Here is a 19,010-nt window from a genome sequence, read left to right on the forward strand (position 1 = left end):
AATCAAATAGCTTTTGTCTGTTTTACATGCGTCTTTCTAAAACAGATATTATTATCATCTGTAGTTCCATCAATATAGTAATAATTTGGCTTTTTGTAACCGTATTTTTCGCTAAATTCCTCAGAAAAACCAAGGATACCTTCGTAGCTGCTGTCATCAAATAAAACAACCCTGACCTTCTTTCCTATAAGGGAATCCAGTTTTAGATCTCTTCTATTCATAAACAAATCCTTTTTAAACTTCTTTCTTATATTCATCTGGGATCTCATCAAGATATCTTGAAGGATCATTTATCTTTATCTGGCCATAGAGGTATCTTTGCTTTGAGTATGTCATAAACAGCACTTTCTTCGCTCTTGTCATTCCAACATAGCAAAGGCGTCTGTCTTCCTGTACATCAAGAGTATTGCCCATATATGGTGGATCATCAGGGAAGCACCCTTCCTCACATCCAATGATAAATACATACTCAAACTCAAGACCTTTGGACCTGTGCATGGTCATGAGAGACACCACGTTATCATCCTTTGCCATATCCTGGTCAGTTAAAAGCGCTATATCTGCAAGAAATGTAGACAATAATTCTTCTTTTGACATATCCTCATGCTCTTTTATATATTCGTTAGCTTTATTTGCAAGTTCGCTTATATTTAGCATGCGCTTTTTAACTTCATCTTCATCATCAGATTTACTCTTTCCCTGCATAAGATAGGTTGGATAATCTGTTACTTCGCTGATCTTTAAGATGAGCTCATCTAAAGGGAGTTCTTTAGCGCTTTCCTGGAGCGTTTTTATAGCCTCCCTAAAAGAGATAAAACCTTTTACTTTATCAAACTCAGGCGCAGTCATCGCCACATTAAAGCTGTTGTCATCGGCTTTTTCTGCAATCTCATCAAGCATTTTTATCTTAGCCTGGCCAATACCTCTTTTGGGTACATTTATGACTCTTTCAAGAGCAATCCTGTCGCCAGAGCCTTCTACATCAAGGAGCTTTAAATATGCGACCATATCCTTTATCTCAGATCTCTGATAAAAGGAAAGTCCGCCAAATATCCTATACGGGATATGCAGATGCATAAGGGCATCTTCTATCGAGCGCGAAAAAGCATTCTTTCTATATAGAACTGCGAACTCTTTTGGCTGTCTTCCTTTATCGAGTGCCTTCATTATTTTGTTTGCTACAAAATTTGCTTCGTCTCTGTCATCATCTGCAGCATGTACAGGAATTGGAATACCATTATCCTGCATGGAACAGAGTTTCTTTTTAAGCTGATCCGGATTATTTTCTATAACAGCTGCTGCCGCGTTAACAATAACGTGGGTTGATCTGTAGTTCTGGCCAATTGTTACTGTATAAGCTGATGGATAATGATTTTTAAAGTTTAAGATATTTGATATATCCGCTCCTCTGAAACCATAAATAGACTGATAATCATCTCCTACAACACAGATATTCTTATACTTATCCGCAAGGAGTCGCACCAGTTCAAACTGGGAATGACTGGTATCCTGATACTCGTCAACCATCAGGTATCTGTAATGATCCTGATACCAGTTAAGGGCTGCAGGATTACTTCTAAACAGCTGTACCGGTTTCATGATAAGGTCATCAAAATCTACCATGTTGTCATTCTTAAGCCCCGCCTGATAAGCATAGTACACCTGCTTAAACTGGTCGTACACAGAGCCCTGCTCGTATACTTCTATATCTGAAGGTTCAAGAAGTTTATCCTTAGCTCTGCTTATCATATCTGCAAACTGCGATACCAGCTCTTTCTCAAAGCCCTTATTTTTCACTATCTTCTTTATTCTCTTTACAGAATCCTCTGCATCGCATACCTGGATGTTTTTACGGTATCCGAGCAGTATCCCGCTTTTTCGCATTATTGTCAGTCCAAACGAATGGAATGTTGTAAGCGTAGGCGGAAGGACTTTATCATCAAGAAGGGCCAGTGCTCTTTCCTTCATCTCTTTGGCTGCTTTATTAGTGAAAGTGATAGCGAGGATATTTCTCGTGTCAATACCGGCGTCTATCATATATGCAATTCTGTATGTGATTGTTCTTGTCTTGCCAGACCCCGCTCCCGCCAGAATGATGACAGGGCCTTCAATGCATGTTGCTGCCTTTTTCTGGTCTTCGTTAAGCTCATTAAGATTTACTGACATCTAACTGCCTTCCTATATTTATCTTGTTAAAGAAGATATGGACGTCTGAATAATTAGGCTCAAGGTTGCCCATAAGTATGAGGTCTTTGGTATCTTCAAAGAACCTCTGCGTATAAACTTCAGTTCTTTTATAATTCCTTCTGCCAAAAGCCTTGTTAATAAGTGCTCCTTCCATTTCTCCATAAATTAAACTACATTTACTTAACTATAATATGTCCCCTTTAGATAATATTTAATATCACTTTCCTTTTCCTTTTCTGCACAATAAAAGACGCCCGGGTTTGCTCCCAATGCTATTAAGTTAAAAACAAAATGACATCAAAATACCCCTAACCGATGATTTTTAAAATCAGGTAGGGGTATTTTTTTATTTTTTCATATATCGTTTTTCAATCTTTAGTATTCTTCTGTACAAAGCATCTGCCATATCAGCTTCAGATCCGCTATCTAAAATAACGATTCCGCCTCTGTCATTTGTATCATAAACATACCAGACACCGTTTTCTTCATATATACCAAGGATATCCGGAGAAGGAATCTTTACTCCAAATACAATTTGAAGACTTCCGGTAAAATGCTTTTCTGATGTCAATTTATCTTTTAGTTCATTAACTGTCATGATTACACCTTGCCTGTCTGTATAAATTGCGCATAGTACATAGCAATTGCACGTTCCACGGCTTTGGTTTTTGTAAGCCCACTTTTATTACTAAGTTCGTTTAGTTGGTCCATAATAGCTTTATCTAACCTGCAGGATAAATTCTCTGATTCTTTAATTTTTCTTTTACTCATAAGATTACCTTCTTTCAAATATTTCGTTTCTGACATTAGATACCCATTCGATATTTTTGTGTTAGGGACACAAAATCGTCTCTCTTGTTCAAAACGCTTGATTCTAATGTTTGATAAAACACATCCTGTGAACATTCATATTCATCAGGACACGGGACATAATCAAACATTTTTCGGAATTCTTTGTTTAAAGGTTGGCATTTTTTACTGAATGTTATAGAATCCATTTTTATAACTCCTTTTTTTAATAATCTGTCTCATTCCAATACAAATGTCCTTCGTTTTTATTTACCCATTTTTGAAAAGTATCATCTAATACTTTATCAAAACCTATCTGCTTTAAATCATATGATCTGGCCCCGGTTTCCAATAAGACCTTATCGCCATTCACATCCCTAACTAAAAAACTGTCATTAAGATATTTAAAACATAATTCTCACTTATATATTCTACTACACTCGCTCTTATCAATAATTTTACTGTATCTCTCAAGACCTTTTATAAAGCCTTCTGTTTCTTCGTCTGATAGCAGTTTTATTCTTTTTCCACCATTCAATGAGGCACATTCATATATTTTCCCGTTGTAAATAGCAAGCATATACTTTTTCTCCTGTTAAAGCTGACTCTTTGTATAGTTCCGGCAATGAATTATACCTTTTTTCTCATTATCAAGGTTCCACATTTATCGCAGGGGACTTCGTATTTTGCACCATAAGGGATCTTACGCTGGTTAAAGTACCAGGACTCTCCGCATGGACATATTATTTGTACGTAATCTCCAAAATCTCCGTATGTACCAAGAGCCATGTAATAACTATCAAGAGTCATTCCAGAACCACCAAATGCCGGATTAACACTTAATAACCCATCTTTTTCGCAAATAATAGCAAGAATGCCGTTTATTTCTTCAACATCAATAACATCATCCCACGTAAGGTTGTAATTGTCCGGTGAATCAAGCTGTAATATCCATTTTTTAGATTCATTTTTTTGGAATCCAAGCGTTTGAAGTAATTCAGGCTTTGTATTATCTGTAGGCATAAGATAGTATGTCACTACATGTTCTTCATTTACATCCTTATAAACAGCTATTTCAGTTTTCCATGTGTTTAAATAAATAATTTTTACTAATTTGTTTCTTATTTGTTTTAAATATTTTTCTCGCCAGTTTTCTTCGTATGTTATTAAATCCTCTGAGTGTTCATCATATTCAAATTCTACTTCTATCTTTCCGGTATTATCAATAATCATTGTAAAGATAGACCACCCCTGATCTTTTCGATCAGCAGATAATATCTTGTCGATATCCATAAACAATTTTATTAATTCTGTTTTTGATATCCCTGGAAGAGCAAAACAGTCCACATAATCATGTTTATTGTTTTTAACAAAAAACTTTATGCTATAACTTCCCTCGGTATATCCGGCAAAGAAAACTATTTTTAACCATTCCTTTGGTAAATAAATTGAAATTTTTTCAAAAATTTTTTGATATATTTTATTTTTCATAGTTACCTCATTCCGTTCATCCATACCCCATAAGCATAATTTTCATCCTTTCAATGAGTATTTTATGAACTACTACCACCGACTTTGTCGGAAGTTAATATAATTTATATCACCAAGACCTTTTTGAGTTGTACGCCCTGCATTATTATCTATTCAGGAGTAATGACTAACCTACCATCGTGAATAACACACTGTCTATCTTTTTCGTGTCCATCGACATCAATGTATGTTTCATTGATTTCTATGATATCTTCTTTAGGAGTAATACCTGCAATACGGCGCTTTCTTTCAATTCTCTTTGTTTCTTTCTGTATCAGTTCATCAAGAGAGTGATACGTTCTACGTTGCAGGTATGGTGCCGGATTATCTCCGGGTGCAGATGTCTCCTGATGCACAAATAACCATGGGCTTTCATCTTCGATTTTAAAGATTCCGCAAAGTGGAGCCGCATTAAAATAATCTTCTGGACTGGCAAGCTGCTTACATTTATAACCAACTGCTTCTCCATTTTCATGTACCCAAAGCTGAAAATCCAGAATCTTAGCAAATTCATCATTAGTAAGGGTAGCCTGTAAAATGTATGATTTAAGTCTGTTCATTATTTTGCCAGCAGAATCATTATATGAGCTGCCGACATATGCCTTTTCGTACCAACGGGTAGTGATATAGAAAAGTCTTTCTCCTGTTTGAGCGGGAGCCATACCCAAAGGATGATCTTCATATTGCAGCTCTGCAGCGACGTTATATTTATCAGATATAGTTTTTGCAAAGTTAATTAACTGTTCTGTATCTTTAATATCCATCTATACCTCTTTCTTTGTATATATCATGCCATATATAAACGAGCTGATTGCTTTACAAAAGCACTGTATTCGTTTTATTTCATGTGAATAGGGGCAATCATTCAAATCGGTGGCGATTGTTATGCCGCCTGAAATCTTTTTATTATCAATGGACAGCCAATATGAATGCCTGATATCATCAGATAATATTTTCTGTTCATGCTCTATACATATGTTCTTTGAGAGATATTTGCTAACATATGGCAAAACCTCATTAAGTGATTCAATGCTCAAAACCGAGCCATAAGCAACGCCGTGTCCTTGCGCATCAATCTCCCAGATACCTGTACTATCCTTAATCTCACTTGCATGAGATACAAGAGAAAATCCGTTAAGCAAAGAGCAGTATAGCGATGCTTTTGTTCCATAAAAATCGATATTGTGCTGGATGAGTATATCACTCATATTCTTATAAATTCCTTTCTGCTTTATTGAAAAATAATAGTAAAATCAGAATCAGCCGCCTTTTCTGTAACGGCATCAATAATCATCTGTTTTTCTTCTTTTGTAACAGGGTTTTCTTCAGGATAATCCCACTTTTTGATGTCACCTTTATACGCAAGGAAGCCATCTGCCATCATTTCGCCAGAGATTTGAATACGCCTACCATCAATCTCAATATTTACATATGAACTGGTGCCGGTTATCCTGACATCTTTGTTTTTATTCTGCATACCAGACCGCCTTCCTTTGCTTTATATTAGTAAATCGCTACTGTCATCCAGTTCGTCATATCCAAAGCGCTCTGGTAACATATTTCGTTTCTGACTAATAGACTCTTTAACTGCTTCTATTATCATTTTATTTGTTGCATTTGGAGGAAGTTCCCTTAATGGCACGTCATCTCCAAATTCTTTTTTAAATAATTGCATGGCATTTACTAATTCATCGTTCATTTCTATCATGTTCTGCCTCCATATCCCTGATCCAAGATTTTACCACCTGCTCAAATTTATCTAATCCGATTTCAACCGGATCGCCTATTTCGGCGTCATCAATAACACATTCTATTCTGACGTTTCCATTTTTTATATTAAGTAGACAGATGTTCCCGGCAAATTCTACCTTTTCAGGATTATTCTTTGCCTTTTCGATTACATCTAAGATATTACCTTTAAAATTTGCAACTTCAGAGGAAAGAAATTCTGATAACACTGTTAATGACGGATCAGAAAATTCAGGTACATACATTATTTGGTTATTTCCGAACTTTATCTCTTTAATTGTATATTCCATATCACCTCATCCTTATTTTGTCAGACGAAAGACTTTTGACTTTGAAAATATTCCATCCAAAGAATCCGCATCTGCTCCAAATCCAGGAATCTCTATAGTCGTTTCCCACATAAATATTTCCGATAGGCGGTTTAACCAAGCCTTCCGGATGATTTTCGGATATCCCTGCATTTCGATGTAAAATCTCTTTTAAAGATTCCAAATCTTCACCTTTATAAATATATCCGTTGGGTTTTATCAAAGCTTTCTGATACTCATTCATTGCGATTACTCCCTATTATTCTCAGGATGATAAAGTGACACATACCCTGTCTTCTCAAGAATGTTGTCAGGCACATCAGCTTTGTGTTCGCTATCCCAGATATCAATATCTGTGCCATATGATTTAGGCAGGTTGTCAGCAAGAGTGTTGACTCCCGCCTGGAATTTTGGATTGTTGCTAAGGAGCCCATTTATCTTGGTATCCCATGTATAAGCAATGATAAGCTTTCCTTTATACTTGAAATATTGCGCTCCGGGCACGTTTCCCATAGCCATAAGCGAAAGCATTACTGCTCGATGTACTTCTTTGTCATTTACTACTTTGTATTTACTAAATAATCCCATATTTTGCTTGTTTCCTTTCTTATCTTAATGCACCATCTGCTTGATGCTCTATTTCCAAGTGATTTATAAAGCGCATATATTGTTTTTTAACGTTTTCATCATTACTTAACATAAGAAATGTAAAATCTCTGTCTCGAAGCGGAAGAAATTCCATTAAGCTTGGATAGCTGTTATATCCCCATGTCCAATGAGTTGCTTTTTCATCAATTTCATTCATCTTTTTTGCGAAAAAGTTCCAGTCTATGTATTCTGAAAAGAAATTGGCCGCCTGCCTTTGGTTTTCGATTTCATTTACTATCCACCATTCAGACGGAAATTCTTCAAAGGTAGAGGTCGCGATAGTGATCAGCTTGTGATAAACCATCCCATAAGTTCCAATAGTAAAACCATGACTTCTTGAAGAATTGTTTGCGTGGTATATCCGTTTGTTTTGCAAATAAAACTTTGCAATATTCGCTATTTCAACATGTATACCTTTATCTTTAATTTCTTCTTCAGTTGTTTTGATCACATAGGTTGGATATCCAACAGTTCTGATATATCCGACAAATATAAGATTTCCGTCCATGTCCATAAAAAGAGTACATTTATGGTTTGCAAATTCCTCGTCTCTTATAGAATTGGAACGATTAAAAGCATATTCAGGATATTCTTCTGTAATATCCTTAAATTCTAATGTAATATCCTGCATATCATTTGCACTCCTTCTTAATAACGCTCATGATCTCTCTGAACTTATCCGGCGTCACACCATGCTTTGCCATTGCATTAAGGACTGACCTTGTGACCATTTTATATTTAATTTTATCTGTAAGATCAATATTTAAGTCTTTGATGGTCTTAATCTGGGCTTCAATTATCTTTTCTTCTTCCGTTTTAGGTTTATTGTCAATCACTTTGTTATCTGCCTTCTTTTTAAAAATGTCAAAAAGGCTCTTTTTATGTTTTTCTGTATTATCCAAAAACTCCTGTTCAGATACTTCTTTACCATCTTCGTAGAATTTAACGGAATCCGGTTCGTAGATAAAACGGTAGAGAAGATCATATGCATCTTCTTCTGAGGGAAAATCTATGTCATGCTGTCCGCCAATGCGATATATCACCTTTGCTACATATTTATCAGGATATGTATAACAGGCAACCATCATAATATTTCCGCGTGGGCTGATATATGTGGATTGATATGTAAACTTCGCCCTTGGCACATCAGCAGGACCTTCTTTATGAATCCAGCCATCTATTTTTACGACTTTATCAAAATCTTCTTTTTTCATTATCTATTACCTTTCTAAAAATATCTCTCCATATAAAGTATGAGATATTTATTTGCTAAAATAGCAATAACCTACTTATATTATGGAAAATTTATCTTGCATGCATGAATTTTGATGTATGTACAGGGTATTTTTTATATGTACTGCATTTTAATGCATGTGCTTGACAGTTATAATTGTTAAAAGTAAGATAAAAACAGAACATCACAAGCTGTTTGTCCGACTACATTATTACGACGGATTATAATATTCGTCCGGTTAACAGTAAAAATTGGAGAATAGGAATGCAGTATGAACCTATGAGACTCTGATATGTGCCAGTAACTTGCAGTACCCATATCTTAATAGTGTTCAGCTATTGACGGACACCCATTTCTTCGGTGTCCGGTGATACCCACGGAGAAAAACAGTATTTAACAGTCGGTAATCAGTATCAGTATATCTTTATGGATATGCTCTGTTTTTGTACGCAAGAGGTATATAATGGGTGTTGATAACACTAAGCCGGATATCAGAGAACTGTTAAACATCGTCATCTCTGATGTCTCAGGGCGCATAACTGAATATTGCGAGCATCCTGGCAGGGATTTTACAAGAACACGTAAGCTTCCTGCTGATATTCTCATGCATTTGATGCTGAATATGGCAGGCAATTCCTTAAATAAGGAAATATATGACCATTTTCCTGATAAGAAACAGCGTATGTCAGCTTCAGCATATGAACAGCAGCGAGAAAAACTTAAGCCTGATGCGTTTAAAGCCATGCTTAGTGTTTTAAACAACAGTTTCACAGATGCAAAAACTATGAACGGCCTGCGTGTTTATGGTATCGACGGTTCGGATTTCTGCACACCGCTTAATAAAGACAGTAAATGGTATATCCCCAATCATTATATTCGCAAAGACGGGCAAGAAGCCAAAGGCACATGCCTTCTGCACGGAAATTTCTTATACGACCTGCTTAACAAACAGTATATGGATGTCAATGAAACTCGCGATGAGCGTGAAGGCGCTGTTGGTCTTATTGACGGAATATCTGACACTGGTCATTCTCTTGTTATTATGGACAGAGGGTATTCTGGCTTTAACATGATTGAGCATTGCAACAGATATGGCGGTTATTACGTCATCAGACATCCTCTTACCAATACCATCAAAGAAATCAGTGAGCTTCCAGATGAATCCTGTGACAAATATATAGAAGTCAAAGTCTCTACAAACAGTCAGCAGTGGTGTGATATCTACGGATATCGTAAGCTTGGTGTCCGTAAGAATAAGAAAATTTCTAAGCTGTATTCGGATAATACTAAGGCTACGCAGTGGGACTTTGAGGTAAAATGCATTGTTAAGTTCCGTGTAGTCAAATTCAAAATAAACGATCCTGATACCGGTAAACAGGTTTGGGAAGTTCTTGTTACGAATCTGCCACGGGATAAATTTGACTTAAAAACCATGAAACGCATCTACTGGCTCAGATGGAATATCGAGACTTCGTTCAAGGAGCTGAAATATGCACTCGGAGCTATAAACTTCCACAGCAAGAAGGACAAGTTTATCCTTCAGGAGCTGTATGCGCACCTCATTATGTTTAATGCGACAGCGCGTGTGGCAGCGCACATTCCTGTCGAGTATTCCGAAAAAGGATATACCTATGCTGTAGATTTTAAGATGGTAGTCTATATATTTCGCAAGTATTTCAGGCCATTCAGCAAAGATCCACCTGAAGATATGTACGCTGACATGAAACAATATCGACACATGTTAAAGGACGGCAAACATAATATCAGGTTACTAAAACCAAAGTCAGCGGTTTATTTCACATATAGAGTTGCTTAAGCAGACAAATACGTCTGCTTATAAGTCGTGCAGAAAGTTTATCTTTTTGAGTAAAAGAAAAGTGCCGGACAGGATTTTATTCCTGTGAACCGACACTTTTAGTTTTTAATCTGTTTAACTTAATGAACCCCAGATGAATCCAATACCATTTTGAAATTAAAATTTCTTAACTTAATGGTATTGGGTTTGCTCTGGGCGTCTTATACAGCAAATTTGAACTTTGAAAGTGATCTTGTTTGGATCCTTGTTATGGTCTTTTTCTTGTATTCCTTAACAAATCCAAGGTCATATCCATATTTCTTGCAAACCTTCTGATATCTGTATGCAAGTGGGATAAGTCCCTCAATCTCCATTTCAGTAGCTTCCTGTTCCTTAACAGATGAAAATGTTTCTGTAAGATAATATGTAAGAAGGTCAATCAGCCTGTAAAACAGTTTGCCAATAACCATCTCATTAAACAAATCTTTATCTTCTCTATAAAGGTCAACGAGGTTTACTGTTTCGGGGATATACGTGGCGTATCCTTCCAGATCCCTAATCCAAGAACCATTTTCAGGTCTTACGTCTTCCAGCCCATTTATATGCTGGATTGTTACTCGAGATGAAAGTCCCAAAAGCTTAAGCTGCTTATCTGTTAATGGCAGCGGCTCTTTCTCATCCTGCTGGTACGAAATATCATCCCATGAAGGGATGTTTGCATATCTTGCGATCATATGCGTTGCTTCCTGATAGGACATCATCTTTACGTTCTGTACCAGTTTGATATTATCTCCGTGGTCACCGCATGCATAACAGGTGTATCTTCCATTTTTAATGAAACAACTACCATAATGCTGATCATTATGCGCCGGATTTGGACACAGGATGCTAAGGAGAGACCCCTGGCGTCTGTATTCAATTCCTAGCATTTCACAGCAGTCCTCGATAGGGACTTCCTTGATCTCCTCCTTCCATTCTGCGTATTCCATAAATCACATCTCCTTCATATAGTCGCGAATCTGATTCTTGCCAAAATCATTTTTGGCTTTATATCTTCTATCTTCAAAAATGCGTCCGCTTTTCACAGAGGTAAAATCAATACATGCGCGAGACATTCCTGCAGCTCCTTTAATGAGCTCCATCTTTTGTTTTTTCTCTTTAGTCATAAGTTTATCCCTCCTAATATCTGACATCAATTTTTCTTTAGATATTATGTAAAAAGATAAAATAAATATGTGCGCCGCTTTGCTACCCAGGTCTTGAAAGGCTTTCGCTTTTAAAATAAGGGATTTCCTTTCTTTTAAAATATATTTTTATAATTCTTGAATATATATATTTGCCAATCAGTAACCAAATTCCTGTGCCCAGAAGATCATGTCATCTTCTGTATAGTAGATCGCCATTCCTATGGTCTGGTATTCAGCATTCATGATATTATCCCTATGCGTTGGCGATTCCATCCATGCATTAAATACGGACTCTGCATTGAAATACTGTTTTGCAAGATTTTCTGCATACTGAACATCCGGATCTACTGTCCAAAATTCAGTACCATCAGGTCTTGTGTGCGACCAGCTCTCTGAAGCTTCCTTTGCTCTTACGCTGGCAGCAGATGTAAGGGCATCGCTCCATGATAATGCGGGCATTCCCTGCTCAGCTCTCTTATCATTTATAAGCTTTAAGACTTCCATACAGTTATTGTCAGATCCGGTTGTATCCCCGGGTGTATTATCCATGTATTCACTTTTAGCTTCGCTCTTATCTTCTCCTAGCGAGAAATATGTTGCTTCTGATGCATCCTGCGTATAATCTTCATTTGCACCATCTTCATTTGAGGCAAAACTGTCATCAACAAGTTCTTCTGTATTTACTAATATGTCATCCCCGCGTGCGTACTCTTTTTCATTCTCCTCTTTGGCCATTTCTGTTTTATATAAAGCTGCTTCATCTAGCTCTTTTATTTCGCCTGCGGCAGCAGTTATACTTCTTAATACCGCACCAACGATAACGGCGATTAACAGAAAGGCTATAATACGACCACGCCTGCCTTTCATAAAAATCATTCCTCCTTGTCTTCTTTGAGGCACGATTTTTATTATGGGAAAATTGAATATAAAAAAATACAGCTGCATCTGCAACTGTATTTTATACTATTTTACTCGTTCTTAAGTCGCTTTTCAGCGAACTTATAAACTTCTTCATTTCAAGTTTTGAACAGATGTGAACTACCACGCACCTAAAAGATACGTGGCTTCTAAGAGCCTTACGGTTCTATTTAAGAAGTGTGATTGCTTACGCAATCCTTATTCTTACAGGCGTGTCCACTTCGCCTCTACTGTATAGAGCCTCAAGGCTCACAACGCTACTTTTACGCAGAATATTAAGTGCTCCATTTACATCAGCATTCAGAGTTTTACCGGATGATGTTCTGTACTGTCCTCTGTAGATACGTTTGCCGCTGAACATATACTCCTTCGGATTGTCATTATTATAGACAGGGATCACATCCTTATCCCAGAATGATGCTTTAGAAGTATATGACTCTTCCTGTTTTATGAAAGTTATGCCATTCAGTTCGCAAAGATATTCAAGCTTGTCACGAAGCTTTCCGTACGGGATGTTTACAAAGGTCTGATTATTTCTTTTACCGATGTTGCTGTCGCGCTGAAATGTTTCGTTGTATCCAACGACAAGTGTGCCGATGTCATTAGAGATACAATAATCTATGACTTTACGTGCAGCTTTGTTCATGTAGTCATTTACTTTGTTGTTACGGTCACGGACAATGGCTTTCTGGCGGTTTGTGGCCTCTTTGCCAAAATGCTGTTTATCCTTGATGGACTGGAGACGTGCGTTTTCTTTGTTGAACCACTGGTTGATGGATTTAAGCCTTTTCCCGTCAATGATGAAAGACCTTCCCGTGTTTGATACTGCGGTCACGAGATTGTTTATCCCAAGGTCTAGTGCAAGTGAATTGTTTTTGTTTAAATTCCTTTGAGTGCATTCAACTTCATAAGTGTACTGGATCTCAAAGAACCTTGCCTTTGCTTTGGGGATGACGCGTATCTCTTTGATCTTTTTATCAATAAGCATGGGAGGTATGGTTATCTCAACAGCCTTATGTGTTTTCTTAAAGCTGTTAGAGAATGGGAGTATCAGCCTGTTGCCGTTATGTCTTACGAATCCTATGACAAGTGTGGTAAAGCCGTCCTTGGGAAGATAATGTGGCAGTTTGCAGTCTTTGAAAGAATACTTGCCCTGCTTTGCCAGCTTTAACAATCCAAAGAACGACTTGAAGCTGCCATCTACTTCCTTGAGTATCTGTTGTGCCATGTTGGAGTTCAGTGTCCTGTAGTTGGGGCTTGTTTTAAGAAGGGTGTAGTTCTTCTCATATTTAAGGAACTCGCCTTCAGTAAAGTAATACTGACGGACGTTATAGATAGCCTCATTAGTAAGGTTTTTGGCTGCGTGGCAAAGTTCCCTGACAGACTTGTAATCGTCCTTTGACAGATGCTTGACCTGCTGTTTTACAGTAAGATACATGCAGTGTTCTCCTTTCTGAAGACTCGGAAATGTTATCCTGTATGTATACTATATCACTTGTTTTACTGTTTCATTATATTATTAGTAAAATATATATTTACTTTTTCTAAACTGACGCCATTCATCCCACGGTCTGAAGACCGATGGGTTTTCTGGCTGATGTATTATAAAACAGGACTCTTTCCATCTTGCTTTCCAGAACTTCATTATAATTATTTGAAATTCTAATAACAGTTTCTATCAGCTTATCTGCAGCCTCGTGAAGCTCTCTGTCTTCCTTAGCCTTTACTACAAGATATTTGTCCAGCTCAGTTCTTTCTCGCTCCCTTTTGTTCTTATCCATGAATACCTATTTCATCCTCCTTACATGGCAAAAATCACTTTATTTGCCTTCTCTGCTACTGTCGCTGCATTGTCTTCAGCTAAAAGATTTTTATATCCATCTTCGCTGAACTGATATACGGGATATCCCAAAGAAACAAGTTCCCTGGTTCTTTTTTCGACATCTGCAGGAATCTCAACTTTCCTGATCCCGCCAATAAAGAAAACGATGTATTTCATGCGCTCAATACGCCATGAAGCCACATACTTGTCAAAGCTCTTTGTATCTGTAAAAGATACCTGATCCTGAAATGCAAATTTCATGATTGTTCTCCTTTCTTATAACCGACATTAATTTATTCAGCTATATAATGGTTTTTATAAAAAGAAATAACATTCTTGTGCGGAAAAATGAGCCTAAATATTTGTCTGATATAATACATAGTCAGGAGATTTATAAATGGATACGCAAAGACTTTTACAAAAGATAAATATTAAGGATGCGAACGGAATGGATACTAGGGATGATACCCTGCAGCTTATTTCTGATGCGATAGATAAGATGACTCCTCAGGATGTTATCGAGTATAAGGAACATTCTATTAATGCAGACCAGCTATTTGAAAAATATTATCCAAAGCTTTCGCCGATCCCAGCATCTGCGATACAGCAGATCATATCAAAAATTCCGGATATTATTGCAGATTACGAGAAGGCAGCAGATGAGCGGGGAGAATATTTATATCAGCTTTTGTTTGCGGGTATTGCTGCAGAGATATTTAACCAAAACGATAAATCCCCCGTATTTGATGGAGATGTAGATTCATTTTCAGTCATACCGGATGATTATACTGCCTGGAAGGAAAAGATAATAGCACTTCTTAAGGAATTTACGCAGAGTGCTAATGGAGCTATTTTATTAGAAATCACATTATTTCTTGGAATTATTCCAAATAAAAAGAGCTAGGGTTTATGAAACCCTGGCTCTTTTCTTTAAATAGTCCAAATAATTTTCAAATCCAACAAAAGTAGTTCCTTTGCAATACTGCTTTGCTATTCCTCGTCTTTGCGAGATCACAAGGATCTTACTAACAGCTTCTTTCTCCTTACCTCTTGGGGCAGAATACTTAAAAGTTGTAAGAAGTAAATAGCATTCTGCATTGGAAAGTTTCGCATCCGCTGTTTTAAGATCAAAGCGGTATCCGGTAACAATCTGCAAATCTCCCATTTTGCCACCTTTCTGCAGTTCAAAGTGTCTGCACCAAGCTTCCATGTACAAAGAGACGCTGTCCTGAATGAGCAATTCCCTGGCAGGTAACCAGAGTAAGAATTCTTCCATCAGTATTTACATCTGACTTCTGAGTGCTTTTATCAAGCGCCTTCTCTACATACGCATTATGCTGGCCTTTATCGAATGTAACAAACATGCTTGATTTCTCTGTAGCACTGTATGTTGAGAAGATCTGGTAAGTATAGGTATGATCCTTGGTTACTACCCATATATAATCTTCTATGTTAACATTTTTTAAAGTTCCAAACATTGTGCGATCTTTCATGTTATGTCCAAAAATAATGGTATTTTCATCTGAAAAATCACTATTGTTTGAGGCATTCATGAAGATTTCGCCATGAGATGATCTCTTCCCTTCAGCAGTATGCTTAAGAAAGTACTCGTTATCCTCTCCCTGATATACAGGATATGAGAGGTTTATGCTTGGGATATATATCCAAGCAACTGCATCAGTCTTTGTAAAATCAACATCTTTTACTGATGCAGGAACATCAATCACCTCTCTTTCACCTGCCTTTGCATCTAGTGAGATTTGGCTTACAGCAAGCTTAACTGAATTTGTGATGCCATAAGTTACCTGTCTTGCAGAAAAAATGCTGCCCTGCACTTCCTGCGCGTTTTTGACCGTTGTCTCTACCACCTGTGTGCCCATTGCCAAATACGCACGTAAAGCAAGTGCCAATACGACGCTTAAAGCGAAACATTTAATCATTCTTTTCATATTATTCTCCTTCTGTTTAACCAACATTAAATGATATTCGTAATATGGTTTGCGCAGAAAAAAATAAAATCTCTGAAAAGTCAATAGACTAGACGCTAATTTAAAATGAGGGTACGGGTACTGGCCTATTATGCTATTTAATTATGAAATCGTTGATATAGGTGGTTGTAGATATCAGGTAGGAGTTGGGGTTATTATCAATACCAAGACACAGGTTTCCTTTTTAAAGCCCGGCACTACTTATTTTGCTAATATTTGCATTGAAAATAATGAAGTTGTCGCCAATACAGGCCTTCGTGATGACGAAATTTTTTCTATCTAAGAATGGATTGATAAAACCGCATTGAGATCTGGGAAAGGCATCAAAAGTTCCCCTACCGTCACAAGAGCAGCTCCTAGAGCTTGCCAAAAATGCTGTAAAAGAATTAAACAGACTATCTAAAAAGAAAACATACAATGCATATGTACCAAGAAGAGAATTTGCCAAGATAATGGACGATGGGGGCTCAAAGAAGAAAAGCTGAGAGTGATGATCCCACAGCGGTAATTCAAAATTGGATGAGAAATAGAGACGTGATTAAATTTCTTGGACTTTTGGGAGGGAGTTCATAATCCGGATTTTAAACCCCTCGAATTCGAGGGGTTTAGAAATCAGGCAGATATGGTGGAACGTTTGCACATTCAGACATAGCTTTTGAGTTCGCATCATGGATTTCTCCAGAGTTTAAGTTATATATCATCAAGGATTGCCAGCGCTTAAAGGTTGATAAAAACAGTCGTCTTTCTCTAGGATGGAATTTACATAGGGAGATATCCGAGATATTTTTTGTAAACATCTCTATTATTCTTGCTTCTCAGGATTGTCTTCTATGAATTCCATGAAGAAATCAAACATTTTAATTTTGCGTTTTTTAGCCTCTGGGGTCAAACCATGACATGTTCGCAAAGGTTTGTCCTTGATGCTATCAAGATATGATTTTACTGGGTTTTCAAGAGCGCCTTTTTCCATAACATAGTTCTCCTTTCAACTATTTCTTTAGTTCCCTCATCTATAATCGCCTGCTCAAATGTATTTATCCAGTTTACGTTTGTTTACTGACTCAATTATATCACATGTATACCCATACCTAGTTTACAGAATCTGTATATGGCCAAGCAGAGCCTTCTCTTGCATCTCAGAAGTAATTCCTATGTATCTTTGTGTAGTCACTACGGAGCTGTGCTGTAAGAACTGCTGTGCAAGGACTATGTTGAAGTCATTGTTTTTATATATCTCCATTGTAAAGATTTTCGGGTATTTTATCCTAGTATTAGCCTCCACATTAAAATTCTTATATGGAACCATTGCAAATAAAGCGTCCTATTCCAGGTTTCTCATCAGGTTAATACGCCTTCATTTTATATGTTTCCGATATCGGTTTAACTTCAAAATTAACTCTTGGCTTTCTTTGGCCATTTCTTTTCTTCAAGAAGAATAATCGCTTCATCATATTCTTTATATGAAAGATTATCTTCTATCGCCAGTCGTTTAACCAGTTCTTTGGCTTCTTTGAGATCACACTTTTCTATGGCCGCCTTAAGAGTTATTTCACCGCACGAAATCTCGTGTCTCATGTATTCTATCTTTTCTACTGATACCATACGGTACCTCCTAGAACTTAGTTTGATGTTTGACTAGAAGCTGCTGCACCTGATACTTCTTCTGGCTGTGTTTCCTCAGTCTTTTCTTCGAAAGAAAGCTCGTTCGATGCTTCTTCCAAGGCTTCATCTAAGCTGTTTTCATCCTGTGATATTTCACCGGGTGCATCAGATGAATCATCCTTAAATATATCTCCCGCATATAAATTTACAAGATAATCCATTACTGCATCTGCCAATGCATCTCTTTCATAGGACTCAAACGAATTATCAGAAATAAAATCCTTAAGCGTATCGTATTCCGATGTTTGCGATGCCCAGTCTGTTGCCGCAAGACTATATGCATCTATATCATCAACCGAAATACTCTCTTTTTCGGCAATTGCCTTATAAATCAAATATAGCTTTGCATTCCTTTCAGCACAGTATGCAATGTAATCCTCTGTAGTTCCAACGTAGCCTTCTTTTTCCATTGTTGGAGACACGAGATCATATAATGTTACTTCTTCTTCACTTGTATCAGAATAATATTCTACAAGATCTGTAAGCTGCTTATAGAGAATATCATAATATTCGTTCTTAAGGTGTTCCTGTATATTATTTACCTTACAATTATTATAGAGAGTATTTGAGATTTCTGTCTTGAGTTCATTTTTGTATATATCTTTATTATCCCTGTTCAAGGCATCAATCAGATACTTTTTTAATGATTCAAGATCAGTAACACCGTCAATTCCTAATCCTCCAGCTATATCGTCTGTAATTTCCCCATATTCATACACGGTTACTACTTCAACCACATATGGGGTCTTTTCTCCTGAACTGTCGGTTGATTCAAATTCTTTAGTTTCCCCTTTTGAAAGTCCGATGACAGCTTCTTCGAGTTCTGCTGGTACTGAGTCATTCCCTAAAACAATTGTTGCTGTGAGTGTAGATGCCTCATCTATGCTCCCATCGGCATTTTTCTTAGTAAGACTAATATCAACAGTACTGTCGCTTGAAACCGCCTTATCGATGGGTACTACATAATTATAATCCTTAGCGATATGTTCCAGCTCTTCCTTTACATCGTCTTCTGTAGCTTCTTTTAATGTTGTTGTGATCTCCATGTTTCTGTAGTCATTTAAAAATACGTCGTTGACTGCAACTCTGTTTTCTGACGCCGTTCCGCATGCCGCAGTAGACACGATGACCCCTGCGATAAGTATACCTGTTAATGCATTTTTCGTTTTACGCCTTAAATTCATCTTCATTCT

At 37.1% G+C, this 19,010-nt stretch carries 31 protein-coding genes and 1 pseudogene; 4 read left to right on the forward strand and 28 right to left on the reverse strand.

Annotation, left to right across the window (positions count from 1 at the left end):
* Nucleotides 1–2: 2 nt before the first annotated feature.
* From BPR_RS17970 to BPR_RS18050, 16 genes are all read right to left on the reverse strand, one after another.
* Nucleotides 3–221 (reverse strand): hypothetical protein, encoded by a 219-nt coding sequence (locus BPR_RS17970; protein ID WP_013282931.1) that lies wholly within the window; start codon nucleotides 219–221, stop codon nucleotides 3–5.
* A 13-nt stretch (nucleotides 222–234) separates the two neighbouring features.
* Nucleotides 235–2,166, reverse strand: coding sequence for an ATP-dependent helicase (locus tag BPR_RS17975; protein ID WP_013282932.1), 1,932 nt, complete (start codon nucleotides 2,164–2,166; stop codon nucleotides 235–237).
* The gene (locus BPR_RS17980) at nucleotides 2,150–2,341 is read right to left on the reverse strand and encodes a hypothetical protein (RefSeq protein ID WP_013282933.1); all 192 of its coding nucleotides are present in this window, start codon (nucleotides 2,339–2,341) and stop codon (nucleotides 2,150–2,152) included. Before BPR_RS17980 ends, BPR_RS17975 begins: the two co-directional genes overlap by 17 nt.
* 192 nt (nucleotides 2,342–2,533) lie before the next feature.
* Nucleotides 2,534–2,785, reverse strand: coding sequence for a hypothetical protein (locus BPR_RS17985; RefSeq protein WP_013282934.1), 252 nt, complete (start codon nucleotides 2,783–2,785; stop codon nucleotides 2,534–2,536).
* 2 nt (nucleotides 2,786–2,787) lie between these two features.
* A complete protein-coding gene (locus tag BPR_RS17990) occupies nucleotides 2,788–2,958 on the reverse strand; it encodes a ribbon-helix-helix domain-containing protein (RefSeq protein ID WP_143754400.1) in 171 nt (56 codons plus the stop codon).
* A gap of 436 nt (nucleotides 2,959–3,394) precedes the next feature.
* Nucleotides 3,395–3,556, reverse strand: coding sequence for a hypothetical protein (locus tag BPR_RS21395; protein ID WP_013282937.1), 162 nt, complete (start codon nucleotides 3,554–3,556; stop codon nucleotides 3,395–3,397).
* 50 nt (nucleotides 3,557–3,606) lie between these two features.
* Nucleotides 3,607–4,467, reverse strand: coding sequence for an immunity protein YezG family protein (locus BPR_RS18005; protein ID WP_013282938.1), 861 nt, complete (start codon nucleotides 4,465–4,467; stop codon nucleotides 3,607–3,609).
* Nucleotides 4,468–4,616: 149 nt separating this feature from the next.
* Complete coding sequence (locus BPR_RS18010; RefSeq protein ID WP_013282939.1) at nucleotides 4,617–5,270, reverse strand: hypothetical protein; 654 nt, start codon at nucleotides 5,268–5,270, stop codon at nucleotides 4,617–4,619.
* Nucleotides 5,271–5,714: a hypothetical protein gene (locus BPR_RS18015; protein WP_013282940.1), complete on the reverse strand. Its 444-nt coding sequence runs from the start codon at nucleotides 5,712–5,714 to the stop codon at nucleotides 5,271–5,273.
* Nucleotides 5,715–5,737: 23 nt separating this feature from the next.
* The gene (locus BPR_RS18020) at nucleotides 5,738–5,983 is read right to left on the reverse strand and encodes an Imm74 family immunity protein (protein ID WP_013282941.1); all 246 of its coding nucleotides are present in this window, start codon (nucleotides 5,981–5,983) and stop codon (nucleotides 5,738–5,740) included.
* A gap of 21 nt (nucleotides 5,984–6,004) precedes the next feature.
* Nucleotides 6,005–6,214 (reverse strand): hypothetical protein, encoded by a 210-nt coding sequence (locus BPR_RS18025; RefSeq protein ID WP_013282942.1) that lies wholly within the window; start codon nucleotides 6,212–6,214, stop codon nucleotides 6,005–6,007.
* Nucleotides 6,195–6,545, reverse strand: a complete 351-nt coding sequence (locus BPR_RS20665) for a hypothetical protein (protein ID WP_042258586.1) — start codon at nucleotides 6,543–6,545, stop codon at nucleotides 6,195–6,197. Before BPR_RS20665 ends, BPR_RS18025 begins: the two co-directional genes overlap by 20 nt.
* 1 nt (nucleotide 6,546) lies before the next feature.
* The gene (locus BPR_RS20670; RefSeq protein ID WP_042258588.1) at nucleotides 6,547–6,807 is read right to left on the reverse strand and encodes a hypothetical protein; all 261 of its coding nucleotides are present in this window, start codon (nucleotides 6,805–6,807) and stop codon (nucleotides 6,547–6,549) included.
* 5 nt (nucleotides 6,808–6,812) lie between these two features.
* Nucleotides 6,813–7,151: a hypothetical protein gene (locus BPR_RS18040; protein ID WP_013282944.1), complete on the reverse strand. Its 339-nt coding sequence runs from the start codon at nucleotides 7,149–7,151 to the stop codon at nucleotides 6,813–6,815.
* Between the two features lie 19 nt (nucleotides 7,152–7,170).
* Complete coding sequence (locus BPR_RS18045; RefSeq protein WP_013282945.1) at nucleotides 7,171–7,842, reverse strand: hypothetical protein; 672 nt, start codon at nucleotides 7,840–7,842, stop codon at nucleotides 7,171–7,173.
* Between the two features lies 1 nt (nucleotide 7,843).
* Entirely contained in the window at nucleotides 7,844–8,425 is a 582-nt protein-coding gene (locus tag BPR_RS18050; protein ID WP_013282946.1) for a hypothetical protein, read from the reverse strand.
* A 483-nt stretch (nucleotides 8,426–8,908) separates the two neighbouring features.
* Here BPR_RS18050 and BPR_RS18055 point away from each other — a divergent pair, with 483 nt between their 5' ends.
* Entirely contained in the window at nucleotides 8,909–10,261 is a 1,353-nt protein-coding gene (locus tag BPR_RS18055; RefSeq protein WP_013282947.1) for an IS4 family transposase, read from the forward strand.
* Between the two features lie 200 nt (nucleotides 10,262–10,461).
* Here BPR_RS18055 and BPR_RS18060 read toward each other — a convergent pair whose 3' ends face one another.
* The 6 genes from BPR_RS18060 to BPR_RS18080 all read right to left on the reverse strand — a co-directional run bounded on the left by BPR_RS18060 (nucleotide 10,462) and on the right by BPR_RS18080 (nucleotide 14,428).
* Nucleotides 10,462–11,229 carry a CHC2 zinc finger domain-containing protein gene (locus BPR_RS18060; RefSeq protein WP_013282948.1) on the reverse strand — a complete coding sequence of 256 codons (768 nt, stop codon included), beginning with the start codon at nucleotides 11,227–11,229 and terminating at the stop codon, nucleotides 10,462–10,464.
* 3 nt (nucleotides 11,230–11,232) lie between these two features.
* The gene (locus tag BPR_RS20895) at nucleotides 11,233–11,406 is read right to left on the reverse strand and encodes a hypothetical protein (RefSeq protein WP_013282949.1); all 174 of its coding nucleotides are present in this window, start codon (nucleotides 11,404–11,406) and stop codon (nucleotides 11,233–11,235) included.
* Between the two features lie 177 nt (nucleotides 11,407–11,583).
* The gene (locus BPR_RS20175) at nucleotides 11,584–12,294 is read right to left on the reverse strand and encodes a CAP domain-containing protein (protein ID WP_013282950.1); all 711 of its coding nucleotides are present in this window, start codon (nucleotides 12,292–12,294) and stop codon (nucleotides 11,584–11,586) included.
* Between the two features lie 238 nt (nucleotides 12,295–12,532).
* Nucleotides 12,533–13,783: an RNA-guided endonuclease InsQ/TnpB family protein gene (locus tag BPR_RS18070; RefSeq protein WP_013282951.1), complete on the reverse strand. Its 1,251-nt coding sequence runs from the start codon at nucleotides 13,781–13,783 to the stop codon at nucleotides 12,533–12,535.
* Between the two features lie 121 nt (nucleotides 13,784–13,904).
* Nucleotides 13,905–14,126: a hypothetical protein gene (locus tag BPR_RS18075; RefSeq protein WP_013282952.1), complete on the reverse strand. Its 222-nt coding sequence runs from the start codon at nucleotides 14,124–14,126 to the stop codon at nucleotides 13,905–13,907.
* 20 nt (nucleotides 14,127–14,146) lie between these two features.
* Nucleotides 14,147–14,428 (reverse strand): hypothetical protein, encoded by a 282-nt coding sequence (locus tag BPR_RS18080; RefSeq protein WP_013282953.1) that lies wholly within the window; start codon nucleotides 14,426–14,428, stop codon nucleotides 14,147–14,149.
* Between the two features lie 136 nt (nucleotides 14,429–14,564).
* Between BPR_RS18080 and BPR_RS18085 the strand changes: the two genes are divergently transcribed.
* A complete protein-coding gene (locus BPR_RS18085) occupies nucleotides 14,565–15,071 on the forward strand; it encodes a hypothetical protein (RefSeq protein ID WP_013282954.1) in 507 nt (168 codons plus the stop codon).
* A gap of 3 nt (nucleotides 15,072–15,074) precedes the next feature.
* Here BPR_RS18085 and BPR_RS18090 read toward each other — a convergent pair whose 3' ends face one another.
* Entirely contained in the window at nucleotides 15,075–15,332 is a 258-nt protein-coding gene (locus BPR_RS18090) for a hypothetical protein (RefSeq protein WP_042258596.1), read from the reverse strand.
* 19 nt (nucleotides 15,333–15,351) lie between these two features.
* Nucleotides 15,352–16,116: a class B sortase gene (locus BPR_RS20180; protein WP_013282955.1), complete on the reverse strand. Its 765-nt coding sequence runs from the start codon at nucleotides 16,114–16,116 to the stop codon at nucleotides 15,352–15,354.
* 130 nt (nucleotides 16,117–16,246) lie between these two features.
* Here BPR_RS20180 and BPR_RS18100 point away from each other — a divergent pair, with 130 nt between their 5' ends.
* Nucleotides 16,247–16,438 carry a hypothetical protein gene (locus tag BPR_RS18100; protein WP_042258598.1) on the forward strand — a complete coding sequence of 64 codons (192 nt, stop codon included), beginning with the start codon at nucleotides 16,247–16,249 and terminating at the stop codon, nucleotides 16,436–16,438.
* Between the two features lie 200 nt (nucleotides 16,439–16,638).
* A pseudogene (locus tag BPR_RS20530) lies at nucleotides 16,639–16,938 on the forward strand (KilA-N domain-containing protein); the annotation flags it as partial.
* Nucleotides 16,939–16,957: 19 nt separating this feature from the next.
* Here BPR_RS20530 and BPR_RS20900 read toward each other — a convergent pair.
* From BPR_RS20900 to BPR_RS18115, 4 genes are all read right to left on the reverse strand, one after another.
* Nucleotides 16,958–17,125 (reverse strand): hypothetical protein, encoded by a 168-nt coding sequence (locus tag BPR_RS20900; protein WP_154649898.1) that lies wholly within the window; start codon nucleotides 17,123–17,125, stop codon nucleotides 16,958–16,960.
* 123 nt (nucleotides 17,126–17,248) lie between these two features.
* Complete coding sequence (locus BPR_RS18105) at nucleotides 17,249–17,461, reverse strand: site-specific integrase (protein WP_013282957.1); 213 nt, start codon at nucleotides 17,459–17,461, stop codon at nucleotides 17,249–17,251.
* A gap of 86 nt (nucleotides 17,462–17,547) precedes the next feature.
* Nucleotides 17,548–17,757, reverse strand: coding sequence for a hypothetical protein (locus BPR_RS18110; RefSeq protein ID WP_013282958.1), 210 nt, complete (start codon nucleotides 17,755–17,757; stop codon nucleotides 17,548–17,550).
* Nucleotides 17,758–17,774: 17 nt separating this feature from the next.
* Nucleotides 17,775–19,007 (reverse strand): trigger factor, encoded by a 1,233-nt coding sequence (locus BPR_RS18115; RefSeq protein WP_081441833.1) that lies wholly within the window; start codon nucleotides 19,005–19,007, stop codon nucleotides 17,775–17,777.
* Nucleotides 19,008–19,010: the final 3 nt, after the last annotated feature.

The organism is Butyrivibrio proteoclasticus B316, from assembly GCF_000145035.1.
Taxonomy (GTDB): domain Bacteria; phylum Bacillota; class Clostridia; order Lachnospirales; family Lachnospiraceae; genus Butyrivibrio; species Butyrivibrio proteoclasticus.

Coding starts and splice junctions, on each gene's coding strand:
- BPR_RS17970 (WP_013282931.1), bottom strand. CDS start 221: ATGAATAGAAGAGATCTAAAACTGGATTCCCTTATAGGAAAGAAGGTC.
- BPR_RS17975 (WP_013282932.1), bottom strand. CDS start 2,166: ATGTCAGTAAATCTTAATGAGCTTAACGAAGACCAGAAAAAGGCAGCA.
- BPR_RS17980 (WP_013282933.1), bottom strand. CDS start 2,341: ATGGAAGGAGCACTTATTAACAAGGCTTTTGGCAGAAGGAATTATAAA.
- BPR_RS17985 (WP_013282934.1), bottom strand. CDS start 2,785: ATGACAGTTAATGAACTAAAAGATAAATTGACATCAGAAAAGCATTTT.
- BPR_RS17990 (WP_143754400.1), bottom strand. CDS start 2,958: ATGAGTAAAAGAAAAATTAAAGAATCAGAGAATTTATCCTGCAGGTTA.
- BPR_RS21395 (WP_013282937.1), bottom strand. CDS start 3,556: ATGCTTGCTATTTACAACGGGAAAATATATGAATGTGCCTCATTGAAT.
- BPR_RS18005 (WP_013282938.1), bottom strand. CDS start 4,467: ATGAAAAATAAAATATATCAAAAAATTTTTGAAAAAATTTCAATTTAT.
- BPR_RS18010 (WP_013282939.1), bottom strand. CDS start 5,270: ATGGATATTAAAGATACAGAACAGTTAATTAACTTTGCAAAAACTATA.
- BPR_RS18015 (WP_013282940.1), bottom strand. CDS start 5,714: ATGAGTGATATACTCATCCAGCACAATATCGATTTTTATGGAACAAAA.
- BPR_RS18020 (WP_013282941.1), bottom strand. CDS start 5,983: ATGCAGAATAAAAACAAAGATGTCAGGATAACCGGCACCAGTTCATAT.
- BPR_RS18025 (WP_013282942.1), bottom strand. CDS start 6,214: ATGATAGAAATGAACGATGAATTAGTAAATGCCATGCAATTATTTAAA.
- BPR_RS20665 (WP_042258586.1), bottom strand. CDS start 6,545: ATGGAATATACAATTAAAGAGATAAAGTTCGGAAATAACCAAATAATG.
- BPR_RS20670 (WP_042258588.1), bottom strand. CDS start 6,807: ATGAATGAGTATCAGAAAGCTTTGATAAAACCCAACGGATATATTTAT.
- BPR_RS18040 (WP_013282944.1), bottom strand. CDS start 7,151: ATGGGATTATTTAGTAAATACAAAGTAGTAAATGACAAAGAAGTACAT.
- BPR_RS18045 (WP_013282945.1), bottom strand. CDS start 7,842: ATGCAGGATATTACATTAGAATTTAAGGATATTACAGAAGAATATCCT.
- BPR_RS18050 (WP_013282946.1), bottom strand. CDS start 8,425: ATGAAAAAAGAAGATTTTGATAAAGTCGTAAAAATAGATGGCTGGATT.
- BPR_RS18055 (WP_013282947.1), top strand. CDS start 8,909: ATGGGTGTTGATAACACTAAGCCGGATATCAGAGAACTGTTAAACATC.
- BPR_RS18060 (WP_013282948.1), bottom strand. CDS start 11,229: ATGGAATACGCAGAATGGAAGGAGGAGATCAAGGAAGTCCCTATCGAG.
- BPR_RS20895 (WP_013282949.1), bottom strand. CDS start 11,406: ATGACTAAAGAGAAAAAACAAAAGATGGAGCTCATTAAAGGAGCTGCA.
- BPR_RS20175 (WP_013282950.1), bottom strand. CDS start 12,294: ATGAAAGGCAGGCGTGGTCGTATTATAGCCTTTCTGTTAATCGCCGTT.
- BPR_RS18070 (WP_013282951.1), bottom strand. CDS start 13,783: ATGTATCTTACTGTAAAACAGCAGGTCAAGCATCTGTCAAAGGACGAT.
- BPR_RS18075 (WP_013282952.1), bottom strand. CDS start 14,126: ATGGATAAGAACAAAAGGGAGCGAGAAAGAACTGAGCTGGACAAATAT.
- BPR_RS18080 (WP_013282953.1), bottom strand. CDS start 14,428: ATGAAATTTGCATTTCAGGATCAGGTATCTTTTACAGATACAAAGAGC.
- BPR_RS18085 (WP_013282954.1), top strand. CDS start 14,565: ATGGATACGCAAAGACTTTTACAAAAGATAAATATTAAGGATGCGAAC.
- BPR_RS18090 (WP_042258596.1), bottom strand. CDS start 15,332: ATGGGAGATTTGCAGATTGTTACCGGATACCGCTTTGATCTTAAAACA.
- BPR_RS20180 (WP_013282955.1), bottom strand. CDS start 16,116: ATGAAAAGAATGATTAAATGTTTCGCTTTAAGCGTCGTATTGGCACTT.
- BPR_RS18100 (WP_042258598.1), top strand. CDS start 16,247: ATGCTATTTAATTATGAAATCGTTGATATAGGTGGTTGTAGATATCAG.
- BPR_RS20900 (WP_154649898.1), bottom strand. CDS start 17,125: ATGGAAAAAGGCGCTCTTGAAAACCCAGTAAAATCATATCTTGATAGC.
- BPR_RS18105 (WP_013282957.1), bottom strand. CDS start 17,461: ATGGTTCCATATAAGAATTTTAATGTGGAGGCTAATACTAGGATAAAA.
- BPR_RS18110 (WP_013282958.1), bottom strand. CDS start 17,757: ATGGTATCAGTAGAAAAGATAGAATACATGAGACACGAGATTTCGTGC.
- BPR_RS18115 (WP_081441833.1), bottom strand. CDS start 19,007: ATGAAGATGAATTTAAGGCGTAAAACGAAAAATGCATTAACAGGTATA.